This is a genomic window from Ruegeria sp. YTSC192 (genome assembly GCF_059609705.1).
In genome coordinates this window covers 230,762-249,218 of record NZ_JBXWMG010000006.1, presented here as the reverse complement: position 1 = coordinate 249,218, position 18,457 = coordinate 230,762, and the positions used below count along the sequence as shown (strand labels likewise).

The following is an 18,457-nucleotide window of genomic DNA, read 5'->3' as shown; positions in this document are numbered from 1 at the left end:
GTTACCCGAATATGAAGATTGGGCTTAATCCGCTGCTTCAGATAGCCGCGCCAGGGTTTCATCGCGCCCCAGCACCAGCATCATGTCAAAAACCGAAGGAGTGACAGCCCGACCCGCAAGTGCCGCCCTAAGGGGCCCCGCCAGTTTGCCGAACTTGACCTCCTTTGCTTCTGCAAAGGAATTCAGAGCCTCCTCCAGCTCGTTCCGGGACCAGCTAGCATTTTGCAACTGCGGCGTCAATTCTCTCAGTATACCATCGGATACAGACGAGAGCGCCTTTTGTGCTTTCTCGTCGCATTCAATGGGGCGTGAAGTCAGTACAAAATGCGCTTTTTCAAGAAGTTCCGGGAAAGTCCGCGCGCGGTCCTTGAGACAATACATCGCGCTTTCCAGATCACCGGATTGTGTTTCCGACAGAGGCGGCAGGTCGGCCGCCACCAAGTAGGCTTCGATTTCACGCCGCAGCGCAGCATCATCTGAAATCGCAATATGCTGGCCGCACAGGTTCTCGAGCTTTTTCAAATCGAACCGCGCCGGGCTTTTGCCGATTCCGCCCAGATCGAACCACTCTTTGGCTTGCGCATCGGTAAAGAACTCGTCGTCCCCGTGGCTCCAGCCGAGGCGGGCCAGATAGTTGCGCATTCCAGCGGCGGGGTAGCCCATCGCCTGATATTCCTGCGCGCCGAGGGCGCCGTGACGTTTGGATAGCTTCTTGCCGTCCGGCCCGTGAATCAGCGGGATATGAGCCCACACCGGAACATCCCAACCCATCGCCTCGTAGATCATCATCTGGCGCGCGGCGTTGTTCAGGTGATCGTCGCCCCGGATCACATGGGTCACGCCCATGTCATGGTCATCCACAACAACCGCAAGCATATAGACCGGCGTCCCGTCCGAGCGCAGCAGAATCATGTCGTCCAACTGGTCGTTCCGGATGGTCACATCACCTTGTACTTCGTCGTGGATCACGGTGGTTCCGTCTTGCGGGGCCTTGATGCGGATCACGAACGGCATATCCGGGTGGGTAGCCGGATCAGCATCGCGCCATGGGCTGCGGTACAGGGTCGATTTGCCCTCGGCCCGGGCCTGCTCACGAAAGGTCGCGATTTCGTCCTGGGTCGAGAAACACTTGTAGGCTTTGCCGTCTGCCAGAAGCTGAAGCGCGACCTCGGCGTGGCGTGCGGCCCCTTCGAACTGGCTGACGACCTCTTCGTCGTGGTCGAGACCCAGCCACTTCATCCCTTGCAGGATGGCCGCCGTTGCCTCAGGGGTCGAGCGTTCCCGGTCCGTGTCCTCAATCCGCAACAGGAATTTGCCGCCACGTCCACGCGCAAAAAGCCAGTTGAATAGCGCGGTGCGCGCGCCGCCAATGTGAAGGAAACCGGTAGGCGAAGGGGCGAAACGGGTGACGACCTGATCGGACATTGTGTTGATTAACCTTTTGGTAACCGCAATGGGCTTAGCTTGGCGCCTGTCTAACGAGCCTCAAGGACGGGGGCAACCATGCGTGTTCTCGCACAGGCCCGGTTGGCGCTGCTGAATCAGATCGGGTTTTTGTTTCCGTGGTCTCCGGTGTGTTTGGGCCTTGGGATCGGTCTCTATTTCGGATTGCGGTTCGAACCTGAGGGGCCTTTGTACCTGGGTCTGGCGGTCGCAGGTTTGGCTTTGATCGGCTTGGGTCGCGTGTTGCCTGCCGGATGGGGTGCGTTGGCAATCGGGGGGGCGCTGGTTTCTGCTGGCTTTCTGCTGGCAGGTGCCCGCGCCCATATGGTGGCGGAACCGGTTTTGTCATGGCGATACTATGGCCCTGTCGAGGGGAGGGTCGTCGCCATGGATCGTTCCGCCTCGGATGCGCTGCGGCTGACGCTGGATCAGGTTCGGATAGGGGATGTGCCTGAACACCGGCGCCCGCAGCGCATCCGTCTTTCCGTCCATTCCGAGGTCGGGCCGATCGCGCCGGGCCAGCGGATCATGACCACGGCCCATCTGTCACCGCCGCAAGGCCCTGTCGAGCCCGGAGGGTTCGATTTCCGCCGCCATGCTTGGTTTCAACGGCTGGGTGCTGTCGGGTACACGCGGGTTCCGGTGATGACCATCGCGCCGCCGCAGGACGCGGTGCAGGGCGTTCGGGTCACGGCCCTTCGGATGGCAATCTCGAACCATGTGCGCGCCCATCTGCCGGGCGAGGTCGGAGGGTTCGCTGCCGCCGTCACGACAGGAGACCGCAGCGGCATGGGGCAAGACACGCTCGATTCACTGCGCGCATCAAATCTGGCCCATCTTCTGGCGATATCGGGCTTGCATATGGGGTTGCTGACCGGGTTTGTCTTCATGGTTTGCCGCGTCGGATTGTCTGCAATCCCCGCGCTTGCCCTCCGTTTGCCCGTCCGCAAACTCGCCGCTGGATGTGCGTTGATAGCCGCCGTAATTTACCTGATGTTGTCCGGCGGCAATGTCGCGACCGAGCGGGCCTTTGTCATGGTCAGCGTCATGTTCGGGGCGATCCTGATCGACCGGCGCGCGATCTCGCTAAGGGCCGTCGCGGTGGCCGCGCTGATCGTGTTGATCCTGCGCCCCGAAACCTTGCTAAGCCCCGGTTTCCAAATGTCATTCGCGGCAACCACCGCTTTGGTCGCTGTGTTCGGGGCGCTGCGTGATTTTGGGCCCATGCCGGGGCCGAAATGGTCCAAAGCCGCGATTGGCCTTCTGATGTCCTCTGCCATCGCGGGCCTTGCGACCGCACCAATCGGAGCGGCGCATTTCAATACGATGTCGCATTACGGCCTGCTGGCCAATCTGCTTTCGGTGCCAGTCATGGGAACCGTCGTCGTGCCTGCAGCCGTTGTCGCGGCGTTGCTATCGCCTTTCGGGTTGGAGTGGATTGCGCTCGACATTATGGGGCTGGGGCTGCGTTGGATATTGATGATCGCCGATTGGGTGTCCGGGTTGGAGGGGTCTCAGGGCTATGTGGTCGGCCCGCCATGGTTCGTCCTGCCTATGATCGCTTTGGGTGCGCTATGGCTTGCCCTGTGGCAAGGCCGCGTGCGGTGGTTCGGAGTTGCTCCGGTGGTGGTGGCCTTCGCGCTTTGGTCTTCGGGCAGCCGACCTGAGGTTCTGATCGCCGAATCCGGCGGGTTGGTCGGTGTCATGACCACTGAAGGCCGCGCGCTGAGCAAGGAAAAAGGCAGCGGATTCGTTGCTACGGTCTGGCTTGAGAATGACGGAGACGGGCAGACGCAGGGGCAGGCGGCCAATCGATGGCCGGGCCACGCGGATCGCGTTCAAAGAATCGCGCTGACCGGGGCAGAGGTGATCCACCTGACCGGCAAACGCGCAGCGCTTACGTTTGACGAATGCAAATCGGGTCAGATTATTGTGTCTTCGGTTGATCTGGATCTGAGCGGGGACTGCAAAATCTTCGACCCGGATCGGCTGTATGAAACCGGAAGCCTTTCGATTTCGGACAGTAAAATCGTCTCAAGCGCTGCGCTGACCGGGGATCGGCTGTGGTCCCCGAAATCTTCGGGGACCCGCTCGAAAACTGGTAGTCAGTAGGTTCGGATCAATCCGACCAGTCGGCCCTGAACTTTGACCTTTTCCTGTGGCAGAACGCGGGTTTCATAGGCGGGGTTCGCGGCCTCCAGCGCGATGGCCTTGCCACGGCGGAAGAACCGTTTCAGCGTCGCCTCCTGATCCTCGACCAGAGCAACAACGATATCGCCATTGTCGGCCGTTGACGTCTCGCGGATTACTACGACGTCACCGTCGTTGATCCCGGCGTCGATCATCGAATCCCCTCGGACTTCAAGCGCATAGTGCGAGCCTTGGCCCGAGACCATTGGGCCGGGCACCGCCACGCGATGTGAAACATGGCTGATCGCCTCGATCGGAACACCGGCTGCGATCCGGCCCATGACCGGCAGCTCCATCGCGTCGACCGAGACCGGCTCGAAATTGGCAGGGCGCGGGCCTTCGGGCTTGTCGCCTTCGATCACGCGGGGGGTGAAGCCCGCCGTTGGCTCTCCGCCGAGGCTTTCAGGCAGTTTCACAATCTCAATCGCGCGGGCGCGGTGTGCCAGACGCCGAATAAAGCCGCGTTCTTCTAGCGCCGTGATCAGGCGGTGAATGCCGGACTTGGATCGCAGGTCCAACGCCGCTTTCATTTCGTCAAAACTGGGCGGAACGCCGTCTGCTTGGACGCGTTTGTGGATGAATTCCAGCAAATCCAGCTGCTTCTTGGTCAGCATCGCTCATACCTCGTCACTTATGCGTTTGCATTTGTTCTACGCATGTTCACGTTTTGTGTCAACGATTTTGAGGATGTTCTACAGCGGCAGGTATTGAACTTGGGCCCCTGCAGGTAAAGCTGGATCTTGCGGTGGGCGCATCAGCAACGCATTGGCATCTGCCAGAACGCTCAGCAAGGAACTGTCCTGATCGGCACAGGCACGAATGCCGTTTTCATCGATGATAGCGCGCATGTAATGTTCACGGGGACCGTTGGCTGCAAGCTGTTCGCTCAATGTGGCCGTTTTGAAGGGGTTAAGAACGGCCTCCAACCCCAGCATCCGCCGGACCAAAGGAACGAGGAACAGATAGCCGCAAACCATTGCGCTGACTGGATTTCCGGGCAATCCGACCATCGCCGCATCCCCCATGCGACCGGCCATAAGAGGTTTTCCGGGCCGCATGCGGATCTTGTAGAAGGACCGATCCATGCCCAACGCCTCGGAGACGTCAGAGACAAGATCATAGTCGCCGACGGAGGCACCTCCGATCGTGACGACGAGATCTGCACCCTTGGCCAGCCCAAAGGCGGTTTCCAGCGACGATGCGGTATCCCGCGCGATGGGGAGAATGCGAACATGCGCGCCTTCACGCTCCAACAGCGCTTTCAAGCCAAATGTATTAGACGCGATGATCTGATCCGGGCCCGGAACCTCTCCGGGCATCACCAACTCATCCCCGGTCGAGATCAACGCGATCTGAGGTTTCCGCGCCACGGGGACCTGCGGGATATTCATCGCCGCCATAAGCGCCATGTCCTCAGGGCGGATCGCGCGCGGGGCGGTGATTGTGGTGCCTTTGGTAAAGTCTATGCCCGCTGGTCGGATGTTGGTCTTTTGGCCGGGGTCGTCACTGATGGTGATCAGGTCGCCCTTACGGTCAACGTCTTCCTGAATGACAATAAAATCAGCACCTTCGGGCACTGGCGCGCCGGTGAATATGCGCACGGTCTGACCCGGACCCACCACACCTTCAAAGCGATTTCCGGCTGCCGATTCACCTACGAGTTTGAACATGGCGTGCAGTTCGACCTCAGCTGCTTTGACTGCATAGCCATCCATGGAAGAGGCCGCGAAAGGCGGTTGATCACGCGTAGCGCTCACGTCCTGCGCCAACACACGACCTGCGGCCTCGGCCAGAGGGACGGTTTCGACAGGGAGTGTCTCAACCAGGTCAAAAAGCAGGGCGCGGGCGTCTTCGACAGTGATCATGTCGCCTCGTAACGCCCTGATTTACCGCCGTCTTTCAGCAACACGCGAATGCCGCCGACCTCCATCGCCTTGTCGACCGCCTTGGTCATGTCATAGACGGTCAGCGCTGCAGTCGAGACGGCGGTCAGGGCCTCCATCTCAACCCCGGTCTGGCCTGAGGTCTTGACGGTCGCCTCGATCTGGACGCCCGGCAGGTCGGCATCAAGCGTCAACTCGACCGCGACCTTGGTCACCGGCAGAGGGTGGCAAAGCGGGATCAGGTCCGGGGTTTTCTTGGCCCCCATGATCCCCGCAAGCCGCGCAATACCCAGAACGTCACCCTTTTTGGCGCGACCTTCTGAAATCAAATCAAAGGTTTCCCGTGCCATCTTGATGTAACCAGCGGCCACGGCCACGCGGTCGGTCACCTCTTTGTCCGAGACATCGACCATATGAGCCTGCCCCTGCGCATCAAAATGGGTGAGAGGCATCACATCACCCCGGGGATCAGGGGGTTGGCGAGGATGTGGCGAGTAGCCGAGGTAACATCATCCTGCCGCATCAGGCTTTCGCCAATCAGGAAGCAGCGCGCGCCGTAGCGGGCGATATCCGCCAGATCCTCGGGCGTGCCCAGGCCGCTTTCACAAACGATGGTGCGATCGCCGGGCACCAGCTTGGACAGGTGACGCGTTGTGTCCAGAGTGGTCTCGAAGGTCTTGAGATTACGGTTATTTATCCCGATCAGTGGGCTTTTGAGCCGAGTTGCGCGCTCCAGCTCATCCTGATCGTGAACCTCGATCAGGACGTCCATACCCCAGTCAAACGCCGTCTGTTCCAACTCGGCGGCCTGAGTGTCTTCGACCGAGGCCATGATGATCAGGATGCAGTCGGCGCCCAAAGCTCGTGCTTCGATGACCTGATAAGGGTCGTACATGAAATCCTTGCGCAGCGCGGGCAGGTTGGTCGCGGAACGTGCGGCGCTCAGGTATTCCTTGGCACCTTGAAAGCTGGGCGTATCGGTCAGGACCGACAAACAGGCCGCGCCACCGTCTTCATAGGCCTTCGCCAGTACCGGCGGATCAAAGTCGGGACGGATCAAGCCTTTGGACGGGCTGGCCTTTTTCACCTCGGCAATCAGGCCGTAACCGGACCGGGCGGCCTTGTGCAGAGCTTCGGCAAAGCCGCGAACCTCGGGCGCGTGCCGGGCCTCGCTTTCAAGCTCATCCAGAGATTTCTGTGCCTTGTCCGCTTTGATTTCTTCCAGCTTGTAGGCTTTGATTTTGTCCAGAACAGTCTCGGTCATGCGGCTTCCTGTGTGATCCGCGCCAGCGCGGTGACTTTGTCTTTTGCTTTGCCACTGTCGATGCTTTCAGCAGCCATTTCAACACCTTCGCGCAGATCCGACGCCGCATCTGCAACGACCAGAGCGGCTGCTGCGTTCAACAGCGTCGCATCGCGATAGGCCGAAGGCGCGCCGTCTAGCAGGGCACGGAACGCGACAGCATTGTCTTCGGGTGTGCCGCCGACGATATCTTCGAACGGATGGACCGGCAGGCCCGCATCTTCGGGATGCAGTTCGACCTCTTTGACGTAGCCGTCTTCCAAAGCAGCGACCCAGCTGATGCCGGTGATCGTCAACTCATCCGTACCATCTGAGCCATGTACCAACCATGCGCGGTCGGACCCCAGCAAGCCCAGCGTTTCTGCCATGGGGCGGATCAGCTCGCGCGTGAAGGCACCGGTCAGTTGGCGCTTGACGCCTGCTGGGTTGGTCAGTGGCCCGAGGATGTTGAATATCGTGCGGGTTCCAAGCTCTTGCCGCGAGGGCATGACATGCGCGATCGCAGGGTGATGCATGGGGGCCATCATGAAGCAGATACCGGCCTCATTCAGCGCCTTTTCAACCACTTGAGGGCCAACCATCACGTTGATCCCCATTTGCGACTGCAGATCCGCGGTTCCCGATTTCGAGCTGAGATTGCGGTTGCCGTGTTTGGCGACCGTCACACCGGCCCCGGCAGTCACAAAGGCCGTTGCGGTGGAAATGTTGAGGGTGTGCTTGCCGTCACCGCCCGTTCCGACGATGTCCATCGCGCCCTCGGGTGCGTTCACGGCGTTGCATTTGGCACGCATCACGGCGGCGGCGGCGGCGTATTCCTCGACCGTTTCGCCGCGCGTGCGCATTGCCATCAACAGGCCGCCGATCTGACTGGGAGTGGCTTCGCCGTCGAAGAGGATCGAAAAGGCCTGCTCGGCCTCAGCACGGGTCAGAGGGCGGTCGGCGGACGCTCCGATCAGCGGTTTCAGGGCGTCGCTCATGCGGGGACTTTCAACTCTTGCAGGAAGTTCTTGAGGAGGGCGTGACCATGCGCAGAGGCGATGGATTCCGGGTGGAACTGGACGCCGTGGATAGGCAGCTCTTTGTGTTGCAGGCCCATGATGGTGCCGTCTTCCAGCTCTGCCGTGATTTCAAGGCAGTCGGGCAGGCTCTCGCGGTCGACCACCAGAGAATGATAGCGCGTGGCCTCGAACGGTGAGGGAAGTCCGGCGAAAACACCTTTGCCGGTGTGGTTCATGGTCCCCATCTTGCCATGCACGATCTCATGGCAGCGCACCACTTTGCCGCCAAAGGATTGGCCGATTGTCTGGTGCCCCAGACAAACACCTAAAAGCGGAATTTTGGTCTCGGCTGCAGCTTCGGTCAGGGCAAGGCAGATGCCCGCCTGATCCGGGTCGCAGGGGCCGGGGCTCAGCAAGATACCGGCGGGGTTCATCGCCATGGCCTCTTGCACGTCAAGCGCATCATTTCGGCGAATGACCATTTCGGCCCCAAGTTCGCCCAGATAATGCACCAGGTTGTAGGTAAACGAGTCGTAGTTGTCGATCAGCAGCAGCATTTGGCACTTGTCTTCGCTTGGGCATTTCAGGCTGGCGATACAGCCCCGGGCCACGGTATAATGTCGGGACATACATGCTCAGGCTTGTGAGGCAGCGTCAAGAGGACATCCGGTTCTTGACCCGCCATCAGGTCGAGCGCCGCAGAAGATGGCGCAGGATGGGCGAGGCAGAACACAAGGCGAGAGGCACGAGCAATGCGTGGATTTTTCGGAGGAATGATCGTCGGGGCGGTCGTTGTTTTGATCGTGGGGGTGATGTTGTCGCTCAACACGCCGCTGGCCAACAAGCCGGTGGTCAAGACCCAGGCGCCCGAGCCGGTGGATGTTGAAACACCCGAAGCACCGGAACAAATCGCCGAGACCCCGTCGGACGCGGATCTTGTAGAACTGCCGCCTGCTGGGCCGAAACCCGCCGAGGCGCCGGATGAGGCGCTAGATCTGTCCGATCTGGAAACGGTGCCGGACGAACAGCCTGTTGTGGCTGACGCCGGGGACGGGTTGCAGGCACCGCAGGCCGAAGATCAAGCCAGCGTGACCGTTATGACCGACGCGCCAGCTGCTCCGCAGGCACCTGGTACAGCCCCCGCCTTGCCGGAAACAGACGCGGCGCCGGTTGTTGTGGATGAAGCGCCGGAACCCTCGGCTGACCCCGAAGCGGTGGCAACGCTTTTGCCTGAACTGCCATCGCAGCTTGCGCCAGAAGAGGCTGGGTTGGATGAAGAGAATCCGTTTGAAAACAGCCCAATCGCAGTGGAAGGGGATGAGGATACTTTGCCTCGGAACCTGCCCAAATTGGCCGCACTTCCCCAGATCGGCGATGAACAAACGACCTCGTCCAACACACTGGTTGGCACGCGAATAGTCCCTCTGACCGAGCGGGATGATGCCCCGGCTGAAACCGGTGAAGCAGCCGCGGAAGAGATGACCGGAAAGCCGATCGAGGACTATGCTGCCAGCTTTGACAACCCCGAAGCCAAGCCTCTGATGTCGATCATCCTGATCGATGATGAAGGCGCGTTCGGGGCCGAGGCTTTGCAGGACTTCCCATATCCCGTCAGCTTTGCGATCAGCCCATCGGATCCTGACGCCGCCGAGAAAATGGCCCGCCACCGCGCCGCCGGGTTTGAGGTTCTGGCCATGGCCGATCTGCATGAAACCGCCAGCGCGCAGGATGCCGAGGTATCGATGGCCGTATGGCTGGACACGCTGCACGAAACGGTCGGGATTCTGGAAGGGGTCGAAAGCGGAATTCAGGGCAATCGGAAACTGGCCGATCAGGTTGCGTCGATTGCGGAGGCCACGGGTCGCGGGTTGATCACGCAGGACAATGGTCTGAACACGGTGCAGAAACTGGCCGCGCGCAACGGCATCCCCTCGGGCGTCGTGTTCCGCGACATTGATGGTGCGCGTCAGGACCCGAAGATCATGCGCCGATTCCTGGATCAGGCGGCGTTCCGTGCCGGGCAGGAGGGGACGGTTGTGATGCTGGGTCGTGTGCGCCCCGAAACAATCTCGGCCCTGCTGTTGTGGGGTCTTGAGGATCGCGGCAACCGGGTCGCCATGGCGCCGATCTCGGCGGTTATGAAACGCGAAGTCCAATAACGGTTCAGCAGAAAAGAGAAGGGCGGTTGATCAGGTGATCAGCCGCCCTTTCTTTATGAATTGCGGTTGCCCGTGAACCGGGCCGCATCCGCCGCCGCGCGTCTTATAGCGTTGGATTTATGGACGGTTTCCATATATTCGGCCTCGGGGTCGCTGTCATAGACAACGCCGCCACCGGCTTGGATATAAAGCTTGTGATCCTTCACGATGGCCGTGCGCAGGGCGATACACATATCCATGTCGCCGCCCGCACTGAAATAACCAACGCCGCCGCCATAAACGCCGCGCTTTTCAGGCTCCAGCTCATCAATGATCTCCATCGCGCGCACTTTGGGCGCGCCCGAGACGGTGCCCGCTGGCATCCCGGCAAAGAACGCATCCAACGCGTCTTTGTCTTCGGCCAGCTCTCCGACCACGTTGGAGACGATATGCATCACGTGGCTGTAGCGTTCGATGATGAACTCTTCGGTCGGGTGAACGGTGCCGATCTTGGCGACGCGGCCTGTATCGTTGCGACCCAGATCCAGCAGCATCAGATGCTCAGCCAGTTCTTTTTTGTCGGCCAGCAGGTCTAGTTCGTTCGCTTTATCCTCTTCCGGGGTCGCGCCACGGGGGCGGGTGCCGGCGATCGGGCGGATCGTCACTTCGCTGCCGAAGACGCGCACCAGAATCTCGGGGCTGGCGCCGACGACCTGAAAGCCGCCGAAGTTGAAATAGAACATGAAGGGCGACGGGTTCGTGCGGCGCAGCGACCGATACAGCGCAAAGGGCGGAAGAGGGAAGTCCTGTGTCCAGCGTTGGGCCGGGACGACCTGAAAGATGTCACCCGCGCGGATGTATTCCTTGGCCTTTTCGACCGCCTCCAAATAGCCGGATTTGGTGAAATTCGATACTGGCGGCGCGACCTCATGCGCGTCCCCCAGATCGCGGGTTTCAGCAGGCATGGCGCGTTCCAGGTCACGCACCGCGTCCATCACGCGCTCGGCTGCCTGCGCATAGGCGGCCTTGGCCGATTGGCCTTCGGTCACCCATGCGGGTGACACGACAGTCACTTCGCCCTTCACGCCGTCCAGCACCGCAATGACCGAGGGGCGTTGCATGATGGCGTCGGGCAAGCCTAGCGGGTCGGGGTTCACATCGGGCAGATGCTCGACCAGACGGACCATGTCATAACCCAGATACCCGAACAGTCCAGCCGCCGCTTGCGGCAGATCATCGGGCAGGTCGATGCGGCTTTCGGCCAGCAACGCGCGCAGGTTGTCCATCGGATTGCCGTCTTGCGGCGTGAAGGCTTCACCATCGAACCTAGCCGAGCGGTTCAGCTCGGACACCTCGCCCCGGCAGCGCCAGATCAGATCGGGCTTCATACCGATGATCGAATAACGCCCGCGCACCTCGCCTCCGGTGACCGATTCCAGTACAAAGGCATCTTTCTGCGCCCCTGTCAGTTTCAGCATCAGCGAGACAGGTGTGTCGAGATCGGCCGCAAGGCGTGTATAGACGACCTGGTTTTCGCCCGCTTCATAAGCGCGCGCGAAGGTTTCATATTCGGGTGTCAGGGCCATTTGGGTCTCGTTTAATAACTCGCCTGCACGGCGTTCAGGGCCTGCTGGTCGACAACCGGGCGCGCACGGGTTTGGGCATCGCGCACATAGGCGTCAAAGATGTTCTGCGCCAGCGCCTGATTCATCTGCGCGGCCAGAGCGTCGCTCAGTTGACGCAGCTCGTCACTTTCCGCCGGGGGCAGAACCTCGTCCAGACGGACGATCAGGGCAGTTCCTTCGCCGCCAATGACGCGCAGGTCGCCCGGCTCCATCTCGAAAACCTCGTTCATGAAGTTTGCGGGGACGTCATCCAGAAAGGCGGTCCGTGTCAGGGCGTTTTCCACGCGGAACGGCAGGCCGGTGGCGGTGAAATCGCCATCTGTTGCCAGGGTGGTGACAACAGAATTGGCCTGCTCTTGCAGTGCTTTGGCGGTCTCAGCGGCAACCCATGCAGCGGCGACGCGGTCACGGGCGCTGTCCAGAGGCTCCGGGCGTGGCGCCAGTTCCTCGTTCAGACGCAGAGCGAAGATTGAGCCGTCCTCGAGGAAGTCGATCTCGGGGAAGTCGCCGTCGCGTACCGCCTCAGCCGCGCTGCGGAAGCCGTCATATGCGGCCACTTCATCCACACTGTCGCGGGTCCAGTCGATTTGGCCCAGCTCCAATTCGGTTTCCTGTGCCAGCTCCTCCAGCGTGGCGCCACCGGCGAGCATATCGTTGATGTCTTCGGATTGTGCTTCGATCAGACGCCGCGCACGATCCGAGGCCAGTTCTTCGCGCAAGGCAGGCTCGGCATCCTCGAACGGGACGTTGTTGGCGGCCAGAGAGCCGTTGATGCGGAACAGCGCCGGGCCGAACACGGATGGCAGAGGGCCAACGACCGAGTCGAGCTCAGCGGCAAAAACCTCATCCGCAGCTTCGCCCAAATCGTCGCGAGTCACGTCGCCCAGATCAATATCGCTCAGCTCAAGCTCGCGTTCGCGCACGAGTTGCTCGAAGGTTGTACCGCCGACCTCAAGCTGGGCTTTGGCGTTGTTCGCGGTGTCTTCATCCGGGAAGTTCAAACGTTCGACCAAGCGACGCTCGGGCTGCTGATATTCATCGGCGCGCTCATCATAGAGACGGCGCAGCGTGTCCTCATCCACCTCAACAGTATCCAGCAGCATTTCTGGCGACAGGATCGCATAGGTCAAACGCTTGGTACGGGGCAGGGTAAATTGGTCGGTGTTCTCGTCATAGTAGGCTTGGATTTGCGCATCGGTCGGATCGCCCACTGGCGTTTCCAGCGCATCCGTACCCAAAGTCGCCACGGTAAAGCTGCGGCGCGCGCCGATGTAACCTGTCAGAGTGTCTGTCAGCGTCGCGGGCATTTCAACGCCGCCGATGATCGCGCTCTGTACGATGGTGCGCGAGGATTCCTTGCGCAGGTCCGATTCGAACTCGGTATCGGTCATCCCGATCTGTTCCAGCTGAAAGCGATAAGCTTCGCGGTCGAACGTGCCGTTCACGCCTTGAAAGGCCGGGATCGAGACGATCTCGTCCTGCAGGTTTTCGTCACCGATGGACAGGCCCAGTTGGCTGACCTCATTGTCAAGCGCGGCCAGAGCGGTCAGGCGCGACAGGGCGAGCTGTTCCAAACCCAGCTCACGCGCCTGAGACATCTGCAGCGCTTGGCCGGTCTGCGCCTCAACCGCGCGGATTTCGCGTTGAAGCTCGCGGACATAGGCGTCGACCGAGATACTCTCATCCCCGACCTGCGCAACCGTCCGGATGGTGCCGGTCAAGCTGGTGGCGCCAAACCCTGCGAGGCCTACGAACAGAAGGCCCATCAAAATCCAGACAAAGGTTTTTGAGATGCTATTTTTGCCTGCGGCCATGATGCCCTCTTACTGCTTGCCCTGTTGGTTGCGGCCCTGAATACGACGGGCATCGCCGGGGGGCAAGCTCAGAAGGACAGAGCCTGCAACCGGTCGAACAATTGGGCGATCCCGGCACGGTCTAGATTGGCGAACGCGATACGCACCTGCCGTTTTCCGGCCGGGTCGTGATCAGGCATGAACATGGTGCCGGGCAACAGCAGGATACCGGCCTCGGGCACCAGTCTTTGCGCCAGCTCGTCCGACGGGAGGTCGAACGGGTGTTCGAGATAGGCGAAATAAGCACCCAGACCCAGCAGGCGCCAACCTTTGGCCTCAAGCTGTGGCATGCCCTCAGCAATCGCGGCGCGGCGGTCGAGGATTTCGTCCCGCTCTCCGGCAAGCCATTGCGACAGGTTCTGCATGCCCCACAGGGCAGCAAATTGGCCAATTTGACCGGGGCATATGGCAACTGTGTCGAGAAATTTCTCGGTCTCGGCCAGCAGGCTTGCGCTGGTTGCAATCGCGCCGACGCGATGTCCGGTCAGGCGGTAGGCTTTGGAGAAGGAATAGAGATGCACCAGCGTCTCATCCCAGCCGGACCTTTGGAACAGGTCATGCGGAGGGCCGCTGCGGCTGTCAAAATCGCGGTAGGTTTCGTCGACCAGCAGGCGAATGCCAGCCTCGCGTGCGAGATCGTAGAAGGAGCTGAGCAGTTCAGCCGGGTATTCCACGCCGCCCGGGTTGTTTGGGGTGACCAGAGAAATGGCGCGGGTCTTTTCGGTGATCAAAGCACGCGCTGCGTTTGGGTCGGGCAGTAGATCGTCGCCTGTGGGTAGGTCAACGGCCCGGACGCCAGCCATATCCAGCCACATTTTGTGATTGAAATACCATGGGGTTGGGAGGATGACCTCATCCCCTTCGTCGGTGATCGCAGAAATCACGGCTGAAAAGGCCTGATTGCAGCCCGACGTAATGGCGATCTGATTTGACAAAACCTGTCCGGCATAGTGATCGCTGATCTGCTTGGCCAGTTCGGTGCGCAGATCGTCATTGCCAAGGACAGGCCCATAAAGATGGGCGCTGTCTTCGGTTACGGTGAACTCGGCCATGGCCTTCCGCATGGATAGCGGCGGCGGGTCAACCGGCGCGGCCTGACTGACGTTGATCAGGGGCTGGTCATCGGAAAACGCGACCCCATCCAACCAGCGCCGCGCCTCCATCACCGGAGGGGGGAAGGTGGACCGGGTGCGTGTTTGGGACATGGCAGATTTCTTGCGAGGCTCTGCCTCGCGCTCCGAGGTATTTTTGAACAGAAGAAGGGATCAGTCGGTGCCGCGATAGGGTTCGACATATTGCAGGGCCATATCCCACGGGAAGAAGATCCAGGTGTCCTGGCTGACCTCAGTGATGAACGTATTCACCATTGGGCGGCCCTTGGGCTTTGCATAGACGGTGGCGAAATGTGCCTTCGGGTACATCGCGCGGACCAGCTCCAGCGTTTTGCCGCTGTCGACCAGATCGTCGATGATCAGAACACCCTCACCATCGCCCATCAGGCCAGTATCGGGGGCCTTCAAGACTTCGGCTTCGCCCTGTTCCTGGTGGTGATACGAGCGGACGCTGATGGTGTCGACGGTGCGGATGTCCAGCTCGCGGCTGACGATCATCGCGGGGGCCATGCCGCCGCGGGTGATCGCAACAACGGCGCGCCATGCGCCGTCATCCGGGCCCTGACCATCCAGCCGCCACGCTAAGGCGCGCGAGTCGCGGTGAATTTGGTCCCAGCTGATGTGGAAACCTTTTTCGTGGGGCAGGCGGTCTTTGGCGCTCATGGTCTTTTAACCCTTTTCAACGTCAGGGGCATCGACGGCTTTCATGCCAACGATGTGGTAACCCGAATCTACGTGCAGATTCTCACCGGTGACGCCGCTGCTGAGGTCAGACAGCAGATACAGGGCGGAATTGCCCACATCGTCGATGGTCACGTTACGCCGCAGGGGCGAGTTGTATTCGTTCCACTTCATGATGTAGCGGAAATCTCCGATACCGCTGGCAGCCAGCGTCTTGATCGGACCCGCCGAGATCGAATTGACGCGGATACCGTCTTTGCCCAGGTCTTCGGCGAGGTACTTGACCGACGCTTCAAGCGCGGCTTTGGCGACACCCATCACGTTATAATGTGGCATGACCTGCTCAGCGCCATAGTAGGTGAGTGTAACGGCACTGCCGCCTTCAGACATCATCTTCTCGGCCCGTTGCATCACGGCAGTGAAGGAATAGACCGACACATCCATCGTCAGTTTGAAATTCGCCCGGCTGGTATCGACATAGCGACCCCGCAGTTCGTTCTTGTCCGAGAAGCCGATGGCGTGGACAACAAAGTCGAGTTTGCCCCACTTTTCTTCCAGCGCAGTGAACAGTTCGTCGATCGATTCCTCGTCGCTGACATCGCAGGGCAGGACTATTTCACTGCCGAGTTGCGCCGCCAACGGATCGACGCGTTTTTTCAGAGCCTCGCCCTGATAGGAAAAAGCCAGTTCGGCTCCGGCGTTGGACAAGGCGCGGGCGATTCCCCATGCGATTGATTTGTCATTGGCCAGTCCCATGATGAGGCCGCGTTTTCCGGCCATCAACTGATTTGACATGATTGGTTCTCCGCCTGTCGTCGCGTTATGTTGCGACGGGTTTATGCCATTGACTGCCCTGCTTCAAGGCCGTGTGCCCTTGCCCACGGCAGGTAATCGCCCTAGGCTTTGTTTAAATACTTTCCAGGGGATGGAAATGACCGAGCGTGATGGCATTTTTGCCGGCTCCGATCCGTTTGAAATCGCGGCGCGGTGGCTGGGTGAGGCCGAACAGAATGAACTAAACGACCCGAACGCGATCGCGCTGGCGACCGTTGATAAAGACGGCATGCCAAACGCACGCATGGTTCTTTTGAAAGACATCGAGCCGGAAGCCTTTGTTTTCTACACCAACTATGAAAGCGCAAAGGCGATCGAACTGGATCATGCGGAAAAAGCCGCTTTCGTCATGCATTGGAAATCTTTGCGGCGTCAGGTGCGCGTTCGTGGTATAGTCACACGGGAAAGTGGGCCAAAGGCAGACGAATATTACGCGTCTCGGTCGCTGAAAAGTCGGCTGGGAGCCTGGGCCTCGAAACAGTCGCAACCCCTGAGCAGCCGAACGGCATTGATGGCCGAGGTTGCCAAGGTGACCGCGAGACTAGGGGCCAACCCGCCGCGCCCTCCGTTCTGGGGCGGGTACCGTTTGGTTCCGACTGAAATTGAATTCTGGGCCGACGGCGCATTTCGCCTGCATGATCGGTTCCGCTGGCAGCGAGCCGATCCGGGTTCCGCCTGGCAAGTGCAGAGGTTAAATCCATGACGTTCACGTATCGCGAAATGCAACAGGCCGAAATCAAAGGTTTTTTTCAGCTTGAATTTGCCTGTCATTCCCATAAAAACCGAACCCTTAACGAACTACTAAAACATTCGATGGGAACACCGTGCCTGAAGATCTGAACAACATGTACCGCGTTCGTGGACACGTAAAATGGTTCGATCCCGCAAAGGGATACGGTTTCGTCGTGTCTGATGAAGGCGGTCCGGATATTCTGTTGCATGTGAATGTGTTGCGGAATTTCGGGCAGAGCTCGGTTGCCGATGGGGCAGGTATCGAGATCATGACCCATCGCACGGATCGCGGTGTTCAGGCGGTCGAAGTTGTTGCTGTTGATCCTCCGATACGTGCCGACTCGATGATGTTGGCCGACTTTGCTGAGCTGGATCCGGCGGCCATAACGACGGCGCCCTTGGAAGCTGCGCGTGTGAAATGGTTCGACAAGGGCAAGGGATTCGGTTTCGCGAATGTGTTCGGCCGGGACGAGGATGTGTTTCTGCATATCGAGGTTCTCCGCCGGTCCGGTCTTGCGGACCTTCAGCCGGGCGAAGCGCTTGCCATGCGGGTAATTGATGGCAAACGGGGCCGCATGGCGGCTCAGGTTCTGGCCTGGGAAGCGGCGCTGGATCACTGATATCATGATGCGGGTTTTGGCTTCTCTGGCAGTGTGTGTGACATTTCTGGCAGAAGGTGTTGCCGCAGAGTGTCGTCCTGAACGGGTCGAGTTGCGCAATGATCAGACCCATGTCCGGTTTGACGTCGAACTTGCCGTAAGCGGACCCGAGAAGTCGCGTGGGCTGATGTTCCGTGAGCATTTGCCGAACCGGTCTGGAATGCTGTTCGTCTACGATCCGCCACAACAGGTGGCGTTTTGGATGAAGAACACTCTGATTCCTTTAGATATGATTTTCGTGGATCAGGCAGGCATTGTAACCCGTGTGCATGAAGGGGCGATTCCCGGTGATCTGACACCGATTGACGGGGGCAGTGACATCTTTGCCGTGCTTGAAATCAACGCCGGTTTGTCCGCGCGGTATGGCATTCAGGTCGGCACTCAGATGCGGCACGAAATTTTTTCACAAGAGAGTGCGATTTGGCCCTGTTAGGGCTTTTCAAATCAGATCAGCATCGTTAGGAACGGCGCACGGTTCGGGGCGTGGCGCAGTCTGGTAGCGCACCTGTTTTGGGTACAGGGGGTCGTAGGTTCGAATCCTGCCGCCCCGACCACTTTTTCACTTATGTTGGTGAACCACCCATCGCTTGGTAAAGCGCGCTTAGCGCTTTATCCAGCGTTTTGCTTTCCACAGGAACTTCGACGGTTGTGCCGCTTTTTTGTGGAACCTGAAAGAACAACCGGGCATCTACGCGGTACCCGTCGTTTGTCTTGGTTGATGTCATGCGCATGATGCTTTGAGGCAGATCCTCGGGTAAGCCATCATAGCTGAGAATCAAAAATGCTGTGGTGTCCGGCGATAGAAACTCGCGGCACTCATACGAATAGGCGTCGATCTTCAGGAACGTCTCGCCGGGGCCATTGCAACTGCTCTCGAAGGTTTTGAACAACCTGTCAGGGTAGGCGCTGAATTGTGCGCTGCGGGATGCTGTTGGCAAATCCTGCGCTGTGCAGGCCGAGATAAGGGCGCCTATTGGGGCGAGGTGATGCAACTTCATCATATTGC

Annotated in this window: 18 protein-coding genes and 1 tRNA gene; 6 read left to right on the top strand and 13 right to left on the bottom strand. The window is 59.7% G+C overall.

Annotated features, from left to right (window positions below; translation table 11 throughout):
- Positions 1 to 24 precede the first annotated feature (24 nt).
- Positions 25 to 1,425 (bottom strand): glutamate--tRNA ligase, encoded by a 1,401-nt coding sequence (gene gltX, locus AC2FD8_RS11380; RefSeq protein ID WP_496856177.1) that lies wholly within the window; start codon positions 1,423 to 1,425, stop codon positions 25 to 27.
- 78 nt (positions 1,426 to 1,503) lie between these two features.
- On the opposite strand from gltX, the gene AC2FD8_RS11375 reads away from it, so the two are divergent.
- On the top strand, positions 1,504 to 3,555 hold the full coding sequence (locus AC2FD8_RS11375; protein WP_496856175.1) for a ComEC/Rec2 family competence protein: 2,052 nt from the start codon (positions 1,504 to 1,506) through the stop codon (positions 3,553 to 3,555).
- Here AC2FD8_RS11375 and lexA read toward each other — a convergent pair.
- From lexA to AC2FD8_RS11345, 6 genes are all read right to left on the bottom strand, one after another.
- Entirely contained in the window at positions 3,549 to 4,247 is a 699-nt protein-coding gene (gene lexA / locus AC2FD8_RS11370; protein WP_170548481.1) for a transcriptional repressor LexA, read from the bottom strand. The two genes, AC2FD8_RS11375 and lexA, sit on opposite strands and share 7 nt — an antisense overlap.
- Positions 4,248 to 4,325: 78 nt before the next feature.
- Complete coding sequence (locus AC2FD8_RS11365) at positions 4,326 to 5,498, bottom strand: molybdopterin molybdotransferase MoeA (protein ID WP_496856173.1); 1,173 nt, start codon at positions 5,496 to 5,498, stop codon at positions 4,326 to 4,328.
- Positions 5,495 to 5,968, bottom strand: coding sequence for a cyclic pyranopterin monophosphate synthase MoaC (moaC, locus tag AC2FD8_RS11360; protein ID WP_496856171.1), 474 nt, complete (start codon positions 5,966 to 5,968; stop codon positions 5,495 to 5,497). The genes AC2FD8_RS11365 and moaC overlap by 4 nt, the downstream gene beginning before the upstream one ends.
- Positions 5,968 to 6,780: an indole-3-glycerol phosphate synthase TrpC gene (trpC, locus tag AC2FD8_RS11355; protein WP_496856170.1), complete on the bottom strand. Its 813-nt coding sequence runs from the start codon at positions 6,778 to 6,780 to the stop codon at positions 5,968 to 5,970. The genes moaC and trpC overlap by 1 nt, the downstream gene beginning before the upstream one ends.
- Complete coding sequence (trpD, locus tag AC2FD8_RS11350; RefSeq protein WP_496856168.1) at positions 6,777 to 7,796, bottom strand: anthranilate phosphoribosyltransferase; 1,020 nt, start codon at positions 7,794 to 7,796, stop codon at positions 6,777 to 6,779. Before trpD ends, trpC begins: the two co-directional genes overlap by 4 nt.
- The gene (locus AC2FD8_RS11345; RefSeq protein ID WP_496856206.1) at positions 7,793 to 8,374 is read right to left on the bottom strand and encodes an anthranilate synthase component II; all 582 of its coding nucleotides are present in this window, start codon (positions 8,372 to 8,374) and stop codon (positions 7,793 to 7,795) included. Before AC2FD8_RS11345 ends, trpD begins: the two co-directional genes overlap by 4 nt.
- 195 nt (positions 8,375 to 8,569) lie before the next feature.
- On the opposite strand from AC2FD8_RS11345, the gene AC2FD8_RS11340 reads away from it, so the two are divergent.
- Positions 8,570 to 9,976 carry a divergent polysaccharide deacetylase family protein gene (locus AC2FD8_RS11340; protein WP_496856166.1) on the top strand — a complete coding sequence of 469 codons (1,407 nt, stop codon included), beginning with the start codon at positions 8,570 to 8,572 and terminating at the stop codon, positions 9,974 to 9,976.
- Positions 9,977 to 10,029: 53 nt separating this feature from the next.
- Here AC2FD8_RS11340 and trpE read toward each other — a convergent pair whose 3' ends face one another.
- From trpE to fabI, 5 genes are all read right to left on the bottom strand, one after another.
- Positions 10,030 to 11,541, bottom strand: a complete 1,512-nt coding sequence (gene trpE / locus AC2FD8_RS11335) for an anthranilate synthase component I (protein WP_496856164.1) — start codon at positions 11,539 to 11,541, stop codon at positions 10,030 to 10,032.
- An 11-nt stretch (positions 11,542 to 11,552) separates the two neighbouring features.
- Positions 11,553 to 13,394: a SurA N-terminal domain-containing protein gene (locus AC2FD8_RS11330; RefSeq protein WP_496856162.1), complete on the bottom strand. Its 1,842-nt coding sequence runs from the start codon at positions 13,392 to 13,394 to the stop codon at positions 11,553 to 11,555.
- A gap of 68 nt (positions 13,395 to 13,462) precedes the next feature.
- On the bottom strand, positions 13,463 to 14,638 hold the full coding sequence (locus tag AC2FD8_RS11325; RefSeq protein ID WP_496856160.1) for an aminotransferase: 1,176 nt from the start codon (positions 14,636 to 14,638) through the stop codon (positions 13,463 to 13,465).
- A 60-nt stretch (positions 14,639 to 14,698) separates the two neighbouring features.
- Positions 14,699 to 15,208, bottom strand: a complete 510-nt coding sequence (gene gpt / locus AC2FD8_RS11320) for a xanthine phosphoribosyltransferase (protein WP_496856159.1) — start codon at positions 15,206 to 15,208, stop codon at positions 14,699 to 14,701.
- 6 nt (positions 15,209 to 15,214) lie between these two features.
- Positions 15,215 to 16,021 carry an enoyl-ACP reductase FabI gene (gene fabI, locus AC2FD8_RS11315; protein ID WP_496856157.1) on the bottom strand — a complete coding sequence of 269 codons (807 nt, stop codon included), beginning with the start codon at positions 16,019 to 16,021 and terminating at the stop codon, positions 15,215 to 15,217.
- A 136-nt stretch (positions 16,022 to 16,157) separates the two neighbouring features.
- On the opposite strand from fabI, the gene pdxH reads away from it, so the two are divergent.
- The 4 genes from pdxH (at position 16,158) to AC2FD8_RS11295 (ending at position 18,005) form a co-directional block, all read left to right on the top strand.
- The gene (pdxH, locus tag AC2FD8_RS11310) at positions 16,158 to 16,763 is read left to right on the top strand and encodes a pyridoxamine 5'-phosphate oxidase (RefSeq protein ID WP_496856156.1); all 606 of its coding nucleotides are present in this window, start codon (positions 16,158 to 16,160) and stop codon (positions 16,761 to 16,763) included.
- Positions 16,764 to 16,884: 121 nt separating this feature from the next.
- Positions 16,885 to 17,412, top strand: a complete 528-nt coding sequence (locus AC2FD8_RS11305; protein ID WP_496856154.1) for a cold-shock protein — start codon at positions 16,885 to 16,887, stop codon at positions 17,410 to 17,412.
- Positions 17,413 to 17,419: 7 nt separating this feature from the next.
- Complete coding sequence (locus tag AC2FD8_RS11300; protein ID WP_496856152.1) at positions 17,420 to 17,884, top strand: DUF192 domain-containing protein; 465 nt, start codon at positions 17,420 to 17,422, stop codon at positions 17,882 to 17,884.
- A gap of 44 nt (positions 17,885 to 17,928) precedes the next feature.
- Positions 17,929 to 18,005 (top strand) — tRNA-Pro (locus AC2FD8_RS11295).
- Between the two features lie 9 nt (positions 18,006 to 18,014).
- On the opposite strand, the gene AC2FD8_RS11290 is transcribed toward AC2FD8_RS11295, so the two are convergent.
- Positions 18,015 to 18,452: a hypothetical protein gene (locus AC2FD8_RS11290; protein WP_496856150.1), complete on the bottom strand. Its 438-nt coding sequence runs from the start codon at positions 18,450 to 18,452 to the stop codon at positions 18,015 to 18,017.
- Positions 18,453 to 18,457 lie beyond the last annotated feature (5 nt).

What these genes read in the sequence shown, in the direction of transcription:
- AC2FD8_RS11375 (WP_496856175.1), top strand. Translation starts at nt 1,504, where the DNA reads ATGCGTGTTCTCGCACAGGCCCGGTTGGCGCTGCTGAATCAGATCGGG.
- AC2FD8_RS11365 (WP_496856173.1), bottom strand. Translation starts at nt 5,498, where the DNA reads ATGATCACTGTCGAAGACGCCCGCGCCCTGCTTTTTGACCTGGTTGAG.
- gpt (WP_496856159.1), bottom strand. Translation starts at nt 15,208, where the DNA reads ATGAGCGCCAAAGACCGCCTGCCCCACGAAAAAGGTTTCCACATCAGC.
- AC2FD8_RS11340 (WP_496856166.1), top strand. Translation starts at nt 8,570, where the DNA reads ATGCGTGGATTTTTCGGAGGAATGATCGTCGGGGCGGTCGTTGTTTTG.
- AC2FD8_RS11345 (WP_496856206.1), bottom strand. Translation starts at nt 8,374, where the DNA reads ATGCTGCTGCTGATCGACAACTACGACTCGTTTACCTACAACCTGGTG.
- moaC (WP_496856171.1), bottom strand. Translation starts at nt 5,968, where the DNA reads ATGCCTCTCACCCATTTTGATGCGCAGGGGCAGGCTCATATGGTCGAT.
- AC2FD8_RS11300 (WP_496856152.1), top strand. Translation starts at nt 17,420, where the DNA reads ATGCGGGTTTTGGCTTCTCTGGCAGTGTGTGTGACATTTCTGGCAGAA.
- gltX (WP_496856177.1), bottom strand. Translation starts at nt 1,425, where the DNA reads ATGTCCGATCAGGTCGTCACCCGTTTCGCCCCTTCGCCTACCGGTTTC.
- lexA (WP_170548481.1), bottom strand. Translation starts at nt 4,247, where the DNA reads ATGCTGACCAAGAAGCAGCTGGATTTGCTGGAATTCATCCACAAACGC.
- trpE (WP_496856164.1), bottom strand. Translation starts at nt 11,541, where the DNA reads ATGGCCCTGACACCCGAATATGAAACCTTCGCGCGCGCTTATGAAGCG.
- fabI (WP_496856157.1), bottom strand. Translation starts at nt 16,021, where the DNA reads ATGTCAAATCAGTTGATGGCCGGAAAACGCGGCCTCATCATGGGACTG.
- AC2FD8_RS11330 (WP_496856162.1), bottom strand. Translation starts at nt 13,394, where the DNA reads ATGGCCGCAGGCAAAAATAGCATCTCAAAAACCTTTGTCTGGATTTTG.
- AC2FD8_RS11325 (WP_496856160.1), bottom strand. Translation starts at nt 14,638, where the DNA reads ATGTCCCAAACACGCACCCGGTCCACCTTCCCCCCTCCGGTGATGGAG.
- trpD (WP_496856168.1), bottom strand. Translation starts at nt 7,796, where the DNA reads ATGAGCGACGCCCTGAAACCGCTGATCGGAGCGTCCGCCGACCGCCCT.
- trpC (WP_496856170.1), bottom strand. Translation starts at nt 6,780, where the DNA reads ATGACCGAGACTGTTCTGGACAAAATCAAAGCCTACAAGCTGGAAGAA.
- AC2FD8_RS11290 (WP_496856150.1), bottom strand. Translation starts at nt 18,452, where the DNA reads ATGATGAAGTTGCATCACCTCGCCCCAATAGGCGCCCTTATCTCGGCC.
- pdxH (WP_496856156.1), top strand. Translation starts at nt 16,158, where the DNA reads ATGACCGAGCGTGATGGCATTTTTGCCGGCTCCGATCCGTTTGAAATC.